Raw genomic sequence first — 12,834 nt, 5'->3', positions numbered from 1 at the left:
TTTTAGGTCCTATGGAATTCGACGACGCCGACCGCGTACGCATCGTCACGGCCTCGAGCCTTTTCGACGGCCACGACGCCTCGATCAACATCATGCGCCGGATCATGCAGGCGCAGGGGTGCGAGGTGATCCACCTCGGCCACAACCGCTCCGTCGCCGAGGTCGTCGACGCAGCCATCGAGGAGGACGCACACGGCGTCGCCGTCTCGTCGTACCAGGGTGGCCACGTCGAGTACTTCGAGTACCTCGTGCAGCTGCTCGCCGAGCGCGGAGCCGGCCACGTGAAGGTGTTCGGCGGCGGTGGCGGCGTGATCGTCCCGGCAGAGATCGGGCGCCTGCGGGAGAGCGGGGTGCTGATCTTCTCGCCGGAGGACGGCCAGCGCCTCGGTCTGCCGGGCATGGTCGCCGAGGTCGTCGAAGCCTGCCGCAGCGACCTCTGGGCGCAGCACCAGCCGACGCCCGAGTCCGTGCTGGCCGGTGACCGGGCCGCGGTCGCACGAGCGATCACGGGGGCGGAGCAGGGGCGGCTCGACGGCGCGCTGGCCGACACGGTCCGCGGCGCGGCACGATCCTCGACGGCCCCCGTCCTCGGCATCACCGGCACCGGCGGCTCGGGCAAGTCGTCGCTGACCGACGAGCTCGTACGCCGCTTCCGCAGCGACCAGCAGGACAAGCTGCGCATCGCGGTGATCGCCGTCGACCCGACCCGCCGACGCGGCGGCGGTGCGCTGCTCGGTGACCGCATCCGCATGAACGCGATCGACGGCGTCCACACCACCTTCCGTTCGCTCGCGACGCGCGGCGCGCACGAGCTGCCGGGGACGTTGAGCGACGTGATCGCGGTCGTGAAGGCGGCGGGCTACGACCTCGTCGTCCTCGAGACTCCCGGCATCGGCCAGGGAGACGCAGCCGTCGTCCCGTACGTCGACGCGTCGCTGTACGTGATGACGCCCGAGTTCGGTGCCAGCTCGCAGCTCGAGAAGATCGACATGCTCGACCTCGCCGACGTCGTCGCGATCAACAAGTTCGAACGCCGCGGGGCGGCTGACGCCCTGCGCGACGTCGGCCGCACGATGGTCCGCAACCGCGAGGCGTTCGGGAGCCGGCCGGAGGACATGCCCGTGTTCGGCACGTCCGCGGCGACGTTCAACGACGACGGCGTCACCGCGCTCTACCAGGACCTGGCAGTCCGGCTCGCCGACCACGGGCTCCCGCTCGCCGAGGGCACCCTCCCCCGCGTCGACGTCCGCCACTCGACACGGTTCGCGCAGGTCGTCCCGGCCGCCCGGGTGCGCTACCTGTCCGAGATCGCCGAGACCGTCCGCGACTACCACGCCGCGACCGAGCGCATCGCCGACGCGGCTCGCCGCGCGCAGGCGGCGACGGAGGTCGCCGACGCGCTGCCCGACGTGGACGCGGTGGCGTCCTACGCCGCGGACGCCGTGAGCCGGGTTCCGGACGACGTCCGGAAGCGGATCGCGGACTGGCCCGCGCTCGTGGCGTCGTACGACGAGCACCAGCGCGAGTCGCTCTCCGGCACCCCCGTGCCGCGCGTCGCCCTTCCTCGTACGACCGACCACGGTGACCTCGTGCGCTACTGGCGCCGCGAGAACCTGCCGGGACGCTTCCCCTTCACCGCAGGAGTGTTCCCGCTCAAGCGCGAGGGCGAGGACCCCGCGCGGATGTTCGCCGGCGAGGGTGACCCGTTCCGGACCAACCGCCGGTTCAAGCTGCTCTCGGCCGACGGCGAGGCGACGCGGCTGTCGACCGCCTTCGACTCGGTGACGCTGTACGGCCGCGACCCCGGGGAACGCCCCGACATCTACGGCAAGGTCGGCACGTCGGGGGTGTCCGTCGCGACGCTCGACGACATGAAGGCGCTGTACGACGGGTTCGACCTGCTCGCCCCGACCACGAGCGTCTCGATGACGATCAACGGCCCGGCGCCGACCGTGCTCGCGTTCTTCCTGAACACCGTGATCGATCAGGCCCGCGAGCGCGGGATCGACCCTGCGGAGGCGCTGCGCACCGTACGCGGCACCGTGCAGGCCGACATCCTCAAGGAGGACCAGGGCCAGAACACCTGCCTCTTCTCCACCGAGTTCTCGTTGCGGATGATGGCCGACATCCAGGAGTGGTTCATCCAGAACCAGGTCCGCAACTTCTACTCGGTCTCCATCTCCGGCTACCACATCGCCGAGGCCGGAGCGAACCCTCTGAGCCAGCTCGCCTTCACCCTGGCCAACGGCTTCACGTACGTCGAGTCGTACCTCGCGCGCGGCATGGACATCGACGACTTCGCGCCGAACCTGTCGTTCTTCTTCTCCAACGGCATGGATCCGGAGTACTCGGTGATCGGCCGTGTCGCTCGCCGCATCTGGGCGGTCGCGATGCGGGACAAGTACGGCGCCAACGAGCGGTCGCAGAAGCTGAAGTACCACGTGCAGACGTCGGGCCGCTCCCTGCACGCGCAGGAGATGAGCTTCAACGACATCCGTACGACGCTGCAGGCCCTGATCGCGATCTACGACAACGCGAACAGCCTGCACACCAACGCCTACGACGAGGCGGTGACGACCCCCAGCGAGGAGTCGGTGCGTCGCGCGCTCGCGATCCAGATGGTGATCAACAAGGAGTGGGGCCTCGCGAGGAACGAGAACCCCCAGCAGGGGTCGTACCTCATCGACGACCTCACCGACCTCGTCGAGGAGGCGGTGCTCGCGGAGTTCGACCGCATCAGCGAGCGCGGCGGAGTGCTCGGCGCCATGGAGACGGGCTACCAGCGCGGCCGGATCCAGGACGAGTCGATGCTCTACGAGCAGCGCAAGCACGACGGCTCGCTTCCGATCATCGGGGTCAACACGTTCCGCAACCCGCGCGGCGACGAGGAGCACGGTCCGCTCGAGCTGGCACGCGCGACCGAGGACGAGAAGCGCTCGCAGCTGGCACGCGTGCGCGCGTTCCAGGAGGCGCACCGCGACGAGGCGGAGGAGGCCCTCGCGCGGCTCAAGGTGGCGGCGGCGTCGGACGAGAACGCGTTCGCGGTCCTGATGGACGCCGCACGGGTCTGCTCGCTGGAGCAGGTCACGGAGGCGTTCTTCGAGGTCGGCGGGCAGTACCGCCGCAACGTCTGACCGCGAGCCACTCTCTGGAGCACCGCGAGGCCACTCCGGTGCATGACTGGAGACCGAACGGGTACCGCGCGGTGTAGTGCGGCCGCACTCCCCCGAGCGGCCCCGAGTGAACGAGGAGCTCGACATGGACGACATCCAGTGGTGGGTGTGGGTCATCATCGCCGTCGTGGTGCTGCTGATCGCGCTCGCGATCATCGCCGCGATGCGGCAGGGCCGTCAGCGTGCCGCCGAGCGGCGGCGCGAGGAGGCAGGCGCGCTGCGCGAGCAGGCGGAGGAGACACGGCTGGAAGCCAGCCGCCGTGATGCGGAGGCTTCACGAGCCCGTGCTGACGCCGAGGAAGCGCGGGTGGCCGCCGAGCAGCGAGAGCGTGAGGCGCGCGAGCACCAGGAGCACGCACAGCGCACGCGCTCGGAGCTCGACGAGCAGCTGGCGAAGGCCGACAAGCTCGACCCGGACGGCTCTAGGGACGGGCGCCCGGGTGGAGACACCGGTGCCGACCGCGGCGACGACCGCCGCGACGACCGCACCACCGACGAGACGGTCGACGTGACGGAGACGTACGAGGTCCGTCGTGACGACCTGGAGTCGGACCCGCGTCACCGTGACACGGGTGACCCGCGACAGGTCTGAGCCACACGACGTGAGTTGCGACGACCTCGGTACGGAGGTCGATGTCCGACTGCCCGCGGGCCGGGTCGTCTCGCTGGTGCCGTCCCTGACGGAGGCGCTGGCGGCGACCCGGCCCGCGGCACTCGTGGGCGCGACCGACTGGTGCACGCACCCGGCAGACCTCGACGTCCCCCGGGTGCGCGGCACCAAGAACCCCCATCTGCGTGCCGTCGAGGAGCTTGCTCCCGACCTCGTCGTCGCGAACCAGGAGGAGAACCGCGAGCTCGACGTACGGCGCCTCCGCGAGGCCGGGGTGCCGGTCTGGGTGACGCGGATCCAGACCGTGGACGAGGCCTTCGCGTCGATGCGACGACTGTTCGACGACGCGCTCGGCTGGGGCGTACCCGCCTGGCTCGAGGAAGCAGCGCGGGTGTGGGCCGAGCCGACGCCGACCACCGCCGTACGTCCGCGGGTCGCCGTCGCGGTCTGGCGCGACCCGTGGATGGTGGTCGGTCGCGACACGTTCACGGGAGACCTCGTCGAACGACTCGGCTGGGTTCACGCGTACGGCGGAGCGGTCGAGCGCTATCCACACGTCTCGATCGACGAGCTCGACCGCGACGACCTCGACCTCGTCCTGCTTCCGGACGAGCCGTACGCCTTCGCCGCCGACGACGGGCCGGAGGCTTTCTCCCACGTACCGACGGCGCTCGTGTCCGGGCGGCTGCTCACCTGGTACGGCCCGTCGCTGCTCGAGGCCCGCTCGGGGCTCGAGCCGCGCTGCCGTTAGGCTCCCGCTCGTCGCGTCCCTCGCTCGAACGGAGTCACCGATGTCCGCGGTCACGGACGTCTCTACTGCACTCTCGAACGCTCTGGGCGCGGATCGCGCCGAGCAGGTGCTGAGACGACTCGACAGCTACTCGAACCAGCCCAATGCGGTCAAGGGCGCTTCGAAGCTCCCCAGCGATCCCGAGCTGGAACGCGCTGCCCTGCAGCTGTTCGACGACCCGGCTGCCGCAGCAGCGGCCAGCCTCGGCGACCTCACCGGAGCCGACCCCGCTGTCTCCAGCACGACGGCCTGGGCGCTGCTGGCCCTGGCGGCACGAGCCGACGTCACCCTCCTCGACCGCCTCCCCACGGAGATCACCGAGCGAGGCGCGCCGAAGCTGGCGATGATCCGCAGAGCGGTCACGAAGCACACCGCGGCGCTCGCGAATGCTCCAGCCTCGCCCGCGACGCCTGTGGCGGGCGACGCCCTCGCGATCCCCGAGAAGGTGTCCCAGGTGGCGCGGTGGCTCAAAGAGCGCCCCGATGCGGACCCGGCGCTGTTCGCCGCCCACCAGGGACAACGGGCGAACGCCCGGCGGGTCGCCATGCGCGCCCTGGGCTCTCTCGGCTCCCCCGCCGCTCTTCGCGTGCTCGAAGGGTACGTGCGCGACCGCTACCCCGATACCGAGCTCGCCGAGCTGCACCGTGCTTGGGGCCGCTTCGACCGGCGTACGTTCGCCGCGACCATGTTCCGCCCCGCGACGCGCTCGCTGCACCTCGGCGTGTGCTCGACCATCGAGGGTATCGGCGCGGTACGAGGGCTCGCGGGCCTCGACGTGGTGTTCGTCGACCACGCCGACCTCGCACCCCTGGCCGAGTGCACCGACCTCGAGCGACTGTCCGTGCACGCGACGCAGGGGTCGGCACTGACGAGCGTCGAGGCGCTGACGCGGCTGCCCGCACTGACCGAGCTGCACCTGATCGGCACGACCAGCGCTGCCGATCTCAACGTGCTGCAGACGACATCCGTCGAACGGCTCTACCTCCACCTCGACGGTGCCGACGGCACGTTCCTCACGCGCATGCCGCGTCTGAGGTCGCTCAAGCTCTCAGCCGGCACCGATTCGGATGACTCGGTGGTCGGAGACATGCTCGTCGACGTGGTCCTCGAGCTCGTCTCGGCAGGCGTCGAGGTGGTGGTGTATCGCCACGAGAAAGCCTGGGTCTCGCACCTGATCGCCGCTGCCCCGGACGACATCACCACCGTCGAGCAGAGCGGATACATCGGGCTCACCCGCGACGCGCTGGCTGCCGACGACCTCGGCAGGCGGCTGTTCTCCAACCTCGTGCCGTAGCGCGCAGTTTGCTCGACGCGCCGACGGGCGGGTTCGGGTCTACCTTCTGGCCATGGACGACTCCAGCCTGCGCCCGAAGATCCAGGGCCTGATGCCACAGATCAACGACGATCTCGAGGCCATGGTGGCACTCGCCTCGTGCGCCTTCCCAGGGTTTCCCTCCGAGCCGGTCCACGCGATGGCCCAGCACGTCGTCGACGCCTTCGGTCGGTGCGGCGTCGATGCGGAGATCACCGCGATCCCCGGCGGCTACCCTGCGGTCACCGCCGAGATCCCCGCACCCGAGGGCAAGCCGACCGTGCTGCTGTATGCGCACTACGACGTGCAGCCCGCGCCCAAGGAGCAGGGCTGGACGACCGAGCCGTTCACCCCGACCTGGAAGGACGGCCGGCTCTTCGGCCGTGGCGCGGCCGACGACAAGTCCGGCATCGCGATCCACCTCGCGACGCTCGCCGCGTTCGACGGCAAGCCGCCGGTCGGGGTGCGCATCGTGATCGAGGGCGAGGAGGAGACGGTCAGCCACCTCGAGGCGTGGGTCGAGGCGAACCCGGACCAGGTCCAGGCCGACGTCATGGTCGTGGCCGACATGGGCAACCTGGCTGTCGGGGAGCCCGTCCTCACCATCGACCTGCGCGGCCACGTCAAGGCGGTCGTCGAGGTCCGTACCCTCGCACAGCCCGTCCACTCCGGACTCTTCGGCGGTGCAGCGCCCGACGCGTGGATGGCGCTGATCAAGATGCTCTCCAGCCTCATCGACGACGAGGGCAACTGCCTCGTCGAGGGGATCGCCTCGGGTGAGTGGGACGGCGCCGAGTACTCCGAGGACGTGCTGCGCACCAACGCCGGCGTCCTCGACGGGGTCGATCTCGTCGGCACCGGGTCGGTGGCGTCCCGGCTGTGGTCGAAGCCGTCGATCAGCGTGCTGGGGATGGACGCGACGCCGGTCGCCGAGGCGTCGAACGTGCTCCAGCCCACGGCTCGCGCGATCGTCGCGATGCGGATCCCACCCGGCCAGGACCCACGCGACGCCGTCGAGAAGCTGATGGCCCACCTGCGTGCTGCCGCGCCGTGGAACGTCCAGGTCGACGTCCACCAGGACAAGGTCTCGCCGCCGTTCACGCAGGGGACGGACGGTCGCGCCTTCGGCCTGATGCGCGAGGCGCTCGCCGTGGCGTACAGGCGTGAGGTCGAGACCGTGGGCTCGGGGGGTTCAATCCCGCTCCTCGACACGCTGCGCGACGCAGCGCCGCAGGCCGACTTCGTCCTCATCGGCGCCGAGGACGCGGCACTCGCGAACATCCACGGTCCGAACGAGTCGGTCGACCCGTCCGAGATCGAGCGCATGGCGCTGGCCCAGGCTCTCCTCATCCAGTCCCTCGCCGAGTAGCACCTCCCCCATCCCGCCCGGCTCCCACCGGGCTACCGAAAGGTACGCGCGTGGACACTTTCCTGCTGATCCTGCAGGCACTCGTCGTCGTCGGCGCCATCTACATGGGCGTCAAGGTGGGCGGCGTCGGGCTCGGACTCTGGGGCGCCGTGGGCGTGCTGGTCCTCGTGTTCGTCTTCGGAGCACCACCAGGAAGCATCCCCAGCGACGCGATCATGGTGATCATCGCCGTGATCACGGCGGCTTCGGCGATGCAGGCTGCAGGTGGCATCGACTACCTGGTGTTCCTCGCGGAGAAGGTGATCCGCGCGCGGCCGAAGCTCGTGAACTATCTCGCGCCGCTCATCACCTTCGCGTTCTGTGCCGGGGCTGGCACCGGCAACATCATCTTCCCCCTGCTCCCGGTCATCTACGAGGTCGCGTACGAGCGCGGGATCCGTCCGGAGCGCCCGCTCTCGACGTCGGTCGCGGTCTCCGGCTTCGCCCTCGCCGCCAGCCCTGTCGCGGCAGCGATGGCGGCGTTCGTCGGGCTCACCGGCGGCCAGCCCGATGCGTTGAGCCTGGGCGAGATCCTGCTCATCACCTTCCCGGCGGTGCTGCTCGGAACCATCGTCGCGGCGGTGGTCCAGAGCCGCATCGGTCACGACCTGAAGGACGATCCTGAGTTCCAGCGGAGGCTCGCGGCGGGCCTGATCCACCCGCCCGCCTCGGACACGGGTGAGGTGAAGGGTGCCGACGTCCCGGTCAGCGCGAAGCGTGCCGCGGGCGTCTTCTTCGCCGGCGTCCTCGTGGTCGTGATCCTCGGCGCCTTCGACGAGCTGCTCCCGACGTACGAGGTCGACGGTGAGACCGTCACGTTGTCCCTGACGACGCTGCTCATCATGGTCATGCTGGTCGTCGCCCTCGCCGTGATGTACGTCGGCAAGGTGAAGCCCGGTGCCGTGCTCGACGCGCCGCTCACGAAGTCCGGCCTGACCGCGATCATCGCCCTGCTCGGCATCGCCTGGCTCGCGAACACGTTCATCGCGGGCAACGAGGAGACGGTGATCGGGGGACTGACCGACATCGCCGCGGAAGCCCCGTGGTTCCTCGCGATCGGGTTGTTCCTCGTCGCTGCCGCCACGACGAGCCAGTCGGCGGCCGTGAACACGATGATCCCGCTCGGCATCAGCCTGGGCATCGCGACACCGACGCTCGCGGCGTACCTCCCGGCGATGGGTGGTGTGATGACCCTGCCGGCCAACGGTTCACAGCTTGCCGCGGTCGAGATCGACCAGACCGGTTCGACCAGGATCGGCAAGTACGTGCTGAACCACTCGTTCATGCTGCCGACGCTCGTGATGGCGATCGTGTCGGTGCCGACGGCGCTGCTGATCTCGCGGCTTTTCGTGTGAGGTTCAGCGACGCCGACGGCTGGAGGTCTCCGAGCGGGCGAGGCGCAGCAGGCGCTCTGCCTCGAGCAGACCGCCGTCGGACCTCTGCTCGATCTGCGGGAGTGCACCGCGCGGCACCACCGCGCTCCCGACCACGACCGGCCCTGGCAGATCGTCGACCGGCGCCACGACGGGAGGAGTGATGACGACCGTCGCGTCGAGCCGGAGCAGACGCACGCCGAAGAGCCGCGCCACGACATGAGCTCGGACGACGGCTCCGACGGCGAGCGTCGGCTCGCCGTCAGCCGCGGGACGGACCGCCCGCGCCATCAGGGTCGCCGTACTTCTCGAGCCGTTGTCCTGCCTGCCTGGCAGCGGCGACGATCTTCTCGTACCGCTCCCGGCCCGCCCTGGTCCCGAGGACGTAGCCGATGCCGAACACGGCGAGCGTACGGAGCCTCACTGCTTGCGCTGCTTCTCTCGGATCGCGCTCACGGCGGCGCTGGCCGCCGACAAGCCGATCAGGCCCGCGGCGGTGAGAGCACCTCCGCGGAGCGCGCTGCTGCCGGGGACCTTCTCGACGGCGCGCTGCAACGGTGACTTGCGGTGGAAGAACTTCACGTGGATCTCTCCGTTCAACTGTGGGTGCGTGATGCGCGGCGGATGGCGTTGACGAGCTGGGTCTTCGTCTTTCCAGACGTGTCGTCGACCCCGAGCGACGCGGCGAGCTCCACGAGCTCCGCCTTCGTACGGCGCGGGAGGCTCGTCGAGATCTCCTGGGTCTGCTCTGCGCGGACCGCCTGCGCGGTGCTCTTGGCGACCGCGTCGCGCGCGGCCGCTGCTCGCGCCCGTGTCTGGTCAGCCTCGCCGGCCTGCTCCTCGGCCTGCGCGACGAGTCGGTTGGCCTCTTCGCGAGCCTTCCGTGCCGCCTCCTCGGCCGCCTCGGTGGCTTCGTCCGCGAGCTGCCGCGCCTCGTTCATCGCGGCGTGGGCAGCGTCGATGCGCTGCTGCGCGTCGCGCGCGGCGGCGTCGGCGTCGGCACGCGTTCGCTCGACGTCACGATCCGCTGTCTCGCGGACTCGTTCGAGACGCCCCTGTGCCTCCTCCTCGGCCTCGCGCCGCTCACCCTCGACCATCGCGTCGGCGCGACGCCGTGCATCGCGGACGCGCTGCTCGACCTCGTCGTGCGCCTCCTTCTGGGCCGCCCGGACGCGGTCACGCGCCGCCTTCTCGGTCGCGCTGGCCTCGTCCGCGCGCTTCTTGGCCTCCTGGGCGTGGGCGAGGGCCTCCTGCTCCTCGGCGCGCGCACGCTCGACGGCCGAGTGGGCGCGAGCCAGCCGTGTCTCGACGGAGTCCGTCCCTGGCACCTTGTCCTCGACCGCGGCCGTTGCGCGACGGAACTGGTCGACGACGCCGTTCTTCGACTCCGACGCGGCGTGCGAGGCGGCCTCTGGCACGCGGTCGATGCTCGCCGCCTTGGAGACGAGCCATGCGGCGTTGCGGGGCAGGTCCTTCAGCCCTCCGGCGACGCGCGTCGACGCTCGACGTAGTGTTCCCTGACTCGACATGTGATCTCCCCCTGGAGCTCTGTTGCACGACCACTACCCCGAGTCGGGGAATGTAATCCTCGTCACACTGGTCGCGCGAACCGGTGCTGCAGGTCGGCGTGGGCTAGCGCGGTGTCGGTGAACGCCATGTCTCCGTAGGCGTAGAGCGCGCGCAGCGCCCGCTCGGCGTACGCGAGCACGGCGCGCGCGAGACTGCCACCGACGCTGACCCGCGCGACGCCGAGCCGTCCGAGCTCCTCCACGGTCGGCATCGACGAGGTCAGTCCTGCGACGACGTTGAGCGGTCCGGGGATCTCGGCGACGAGCCGACCGATCGTCTCGGCGTCGCCGACACCGGGCACGAACACGCAGTCGGCGCCGGCGTCGAGGAATGCCACCGCACGGCGGACCGTCTCGTCGAACGGGTCGGCGGCCCCAGCGAGATAGACGTCGGTGCGCGCGTTGATCACCATCGTCCCCGCAGGTGCGGTCTGCCGTGCGGCGCGGATGCGTTCGGTGGCCCGAGGGGCACCCATCAGGCCGCTCGCGTCCGCATCCTCCAGGTTGACTCCGACCGCGCCCGCGGACGCCGCCCGGGCGACGGTCTCCGAGACGTCGTCGGGCGTCGGCCCGTAGCCGGACTCGATGTCGGCAGTGACCGGAAGCCCGGTCGCGGCGACGATCTGCGCGACGCGCTCCAGGATCGGCTCGCGGCCCAGCGTGCCATCGGGCACGCCGTGGCTGAAGGCGATGCCGGCGCTGGTGGTGGCGAGAGCCGGGAAGCCGACGCCCTCCGCGATGCGGGCCGACCCGCCGTCCCAGACGTTGGGCAGGACGAGGGGCTCGGAGGCGTGGTGCAGGGCGAGGAGAGCCGCGGCCTTGGCGTGCCGCCGTACGTCGTCGGTCATGCAGAGCAATCTAGGCGTGGCCACTGTCAGGAGATTTTGTTAGTGCACTAACCATCCGTACACTCATCACATGGCTGCCGACGACCCCCTCGCCCTCGAGCACCAGGTGTGCTTCGCGCTCGCCGTCGCGTCGAGGGCGGTCGTCGCCGCGTACAGGCCGGTTCTGGAGCCGCTCGGCCTCAGCCACCCCCAGTACCTCGTCATGCTCGCGCTCTGGGAGCACGACGGCCTGTCGCTCAAGGAGCTGAGCACCACCCTTCACCTCGAGCCCGCCACGGCGTCGCCGCTGGTCAAGCGCCTCGAGTCGGTCGGTCTCGTCACCCGGGAGCGCTCTGCGCACGACGAGCGCGCGCTGACGATCACGCTGACCGACGCGGGCCGGAACCTGCGCGACGCGGCCCTCAGCGTCCCGACGACGATGCTCGACCGGCTCGGTATGTCCACCGACGAGCTCGTCGACGCGAACTCCTTCCTCCACCGCCTCATCGCGGCCGCGCACGCGACCGATCCCGCCCCGACCAGGAGTCCCGCATGACCGAGCGTGCCGAGCCGACCACGACGCGACCCGTGCGCAAGACACGCGAGCAGCTCGATGCCGAGCACCAGGCGCTGCGCGTCGTACAGCGTCGCGTGGCAGCCGTCGGCTTCTTCGCCGTCACCATCCACGGCGTCCTCGGCTGCATCGGGCTCGGCATCGTGCTGGACGACCAGGGCCGCCACAGCGACGCCGTGCTCATCACGATCATGTCGGGCGTGATCGCCGCGATCACCTACTCCGGGGTGCGCGTGATCCTCCAGCGGTCGCTGTGGTCGCCCTTGTGGATCGTCGTCGCCGCACTTCCGACCGCCGTCGCGCTGGCCCGGCTCCTGATCGCCTGACCGCCGACGCAACAGATCGTCGCCGGCGCGCGTCCTCAGAGGTGCCAGGACCACCGTCGAAGGGCCACTCATGCGCCGTCTGCTGAGCGCCGTCGCCATGCTGATCCTGCTCACCAGCGCCTGCGGAGAGGACACGCTCGCCGCAGGCACCTACGACGGGCCACTCGCCGCGGAGGGACGGCAAGGCGCGGCTCACCGGGTCGTCGAGTGCGACGACGCCCCCACGGGTGGCAACAACTATCCCGGCGAGTACGACAACGGCGCGTTGAGCGACGAACCCGAGGCCGCACTCCGCACGGCGTTCGACGAAGCCCAGATCACCGGCGTGCACGACGGCTACGTGCTGGTGCGCGAGGACGACGACCGAGCACTGTTCACGTTCACCGACGCCGGGCGGGTTCGGCAGGCGTTGATCGTCCATGACGGCGAGGCGTTCGGCAAGGAAGGCTGGTACGTGGAGTCGTGGGCGCGCTGCGACTACGCGGAGCTGCCCGCAGCCGTCGCCGAGAGAGCCGGCGTCGAGATCTGGTTCGACGCGGACGGGCCTGTCTCGACCCGCCGTGTCCACTCGGCGGACGGGCCCGAGCACTGCGGCTGGCAGCACCTGACGTTCCTGTCCCTCGGCGAGACGACGTACGTCCGCGACGCCGACACCGAGTACGCCGAGTGGACGGATGCCCCGTACGACTCCGAGGCCGACCTGCCGCCGCACGCCGTGGACACCGGATTCCATCGCGACGGCGACCACCTCTGGCGGTCGCCGGACGGCACGCGTGCGTACGTCGGGAACCGCGAGAAGGTCGCCGTCTGGCCGCGCACCAAGGACGGGTTCACGTGCGCGTAGCCACGGCATGACCCGACCCCGACGGGGTA

Annotated in this window: 14 protein-coding genes; 9 read left to right on the top strand and 5 right to left on the bottom strand. The window is 70.5% G+C overall.

Annotated features, from left to right (window positions below; translation table 11 throughout):
• Positions 1 to 11 precede the first annotated feature (11 nt).
• From icmF to AB3M34_RS04310, 6 genes are all read left to right on the top strand, one after another.
• Positions 12 to 3,134: a fused isobutyryl-CoA mutase/GTPase IcmF gene (gene icmF, locus AB3M34_RS04335; RefSeq protein ID WP_370617860.1), complete on the top strand. Its 3,123-nt coding sequence runs from the start codon at positions 12 to 14 to the stop codon at positions 3,132 to 3,134.
• A 124-nt stretch (positions 3,135 to 3,258) separates the two neighbouring features.
• On the top strand, positions 3,259 to 3,765 hold the full coding sequence (locus tag AB3M34_RS04330) for a hypothetical protein (protein ID WP_370617859.1): 507 nt from the start codon (positions 3,259 to 3,261) through the stop codon (positions 3,763 to 3,765).
• A gap of 10 nt (positions 3,766 to 3,775) precedes the next feature.
• A complete protein-coding gene (locus AB3M34_RS04325) occupies positions 3,776 to 4,534 on the top strand; it encodes a helical backbone metal receptor (RefSeq protein WP_370617858.1) in 759 nt (252 codons plus the stop codon).
• A gap of 40 nt (positions 4,535 to 4,574) precedes the next feature.
• Positions 4,575 to 5,867, top strand: a complete 1,293-nt coding sequence (locus tag AB3M34_RS04320; protein WP_370617857.1) for a hypothetical protein — start codon at positions 4,575 to 4,577, stop codon at positions 5,865 to 5,867.
• 52 nt (positions 5,868 to 5,919) lie between these two features.
• Positions 5,920 to 7,254, top strand: coding sequence for a M20/M25/M40 family metallo-hydrolase (locus AB3M34_RS04315; protein WP_370617856.1), 1,335 nt, complete (start codon positions 5,920 to 5,922; stop codon positions 7,252 to 7,254).
• A 50-nt stretch (positions 7,255 to 7,304) separates the two neighbouring features.
• Positions 7,305 to 8,648, top strand: coding sequence for an anaerobic C4-dicarboxylate transporter family protein (locus AB3M34_RS04310; RefSeq protein WP_370617855.1), 1,344 nt, complete (start codon positions 7,305 to 7,307; stop codon positions 8,646 to 8,648).
• A gap of 3 nt (positions 8,649 to 8,651) precedes the next feature.
• Here AB3M34_RS04310 and AB3M34_RS04305 read toward each other — a convergent pair whose 3' ends face one another.
• From AB3M34_RS04305 to AB3M34_RS04285, 5 genes are all read right to left on the bottom strand, one after another.
• Positions 8,652 to 8,957 carry a hypothetical protein gene (locus AB3M34_RS04305; protein WP_370617854.1) on the bottom strand — a complete coding sequence of 102 codons (306 nt, stop codon included), beginning with the start codon at positions 8,955 to 8,957 and terminating at the stop codon, positions 8,652 to 8,654.
• Positions 8,929 to 9,090, bottom strand: a complete 162-nt coding sequence (locus tag AB3M34_RS04300; RefSeq protein WP_370617853.1) for a hypothetical protein — start codon at positions 9,088 to 9,090, stop codon at positions 8,929 to 8,931. The genes AB3M34_RS04305 and AB3M34_RS04300 overlap by 29 nt, the downstream gene beginning before the upstream one ends.
• Positions 9,087 to 9,248 carry a hypothetical protein gene (locus AB3M34_RS04295; protein ID WP_370617852.1) on the bottom strand — a complete coding sequence of 54 codons (162 nt, stop codon included), beginning with the start codon at positions 9,246 to 9,248 and terminating at the stop codon, positions 9,087 to 9,089. The genes AB3M34_RS04300 and AB3M34_RS04295 overlap by 4 nt, the downstream gene beginning before the upstream one ends.
• Positions 9,249 to 9,262: 14 nt before the next feature.
• Positions 9,263 to 10,195 carry a hypothetical protein gene (locus AB3M34_RS04290; protein WP_370617851.1) on the bottom strand — a complete coding sequence of 311 codons (933 nt, stop codon included), beginning with the start codon at positions 10,193 to 10,195 and terminating at the stop codon, positions 9,263 to 9,265.
• Positions 10,196 to 10,257: 62 nt separating this feature from the next.
• Entirely contained in the window at positions 10,258 to 11,082 is an 825-nt protein-coding gene (locus tag AB3M34_RS04285) for an isocitrate lyase/PEP mutase family protein (protein WP_370617850.1), read from the bottom strand.
• A gap of 70 nt (positions 11,083 to 11,152) precedes the next feature.
• Between AB3M34_RS04285 and AB3M34_RS04280 the strand changes: the two genes are divergently transcribed.
• From AB3M34_RS04280 to AB3M34_RS04270, 3 genes are all read left to right on the top strand, one after another.
• The gene (locus tag AB3M34_RS04280; RefSeq protein ID WP_370617849.1) at positions 11,153 to 11,617 is read left to right on the top strand and encodes a MarR family winged helix-turn-helix transcriptional regulator; all 465 of its coding nucleotides are present in this window, start codon (positions 11,153 to 11,155) and stop codon (positions 11,615 to 11,617) included.
• Entirely contained in the window at positions 11,614 to 11,961 is a 348-nt protein-coding gene (locus tag AB3M34_RS04275) for a hypothetical protein (RefSeq protein ID WP_370617848.1), read from the top strand. The genes AB3M34_RS04280 and AB3M34_RS04275 overlap by 4 nt, the downstream gene beginning before the upstream one ends.
• A gap of 70 nt (positions 11,962 to 12,031) precedes the next feature.
• Positions 12,032 to 12,805, top strand: coding sequence for a hypothetical protein (locus tag AB3M34_RS04270; RefSeq protein ID WP_370617847.1), 774 nt, complete (start codon positions 12,032 to 12,034; stop codon positions 12,803 to 12,805).
• Positions 12,806 to 12,834 lie beyond the last annotated feature (29 nt).

The organism is Mumia sp. Pv4-285, assembly GCF_041320275.1.
In the GTDB taxonomy this organism is placed as follows: domain Bacteria; phylum Actinomycetota; class Actinomycetes; order Propionibacteriales; family Nocardioidaceae; genus Mumia; species Mumia qirimensis.
The sequence above is the reverse complement of the archived record's forward strand: the minus strand, read 5'-3'. Positions and strand labels throughout refer to the sequence as shown.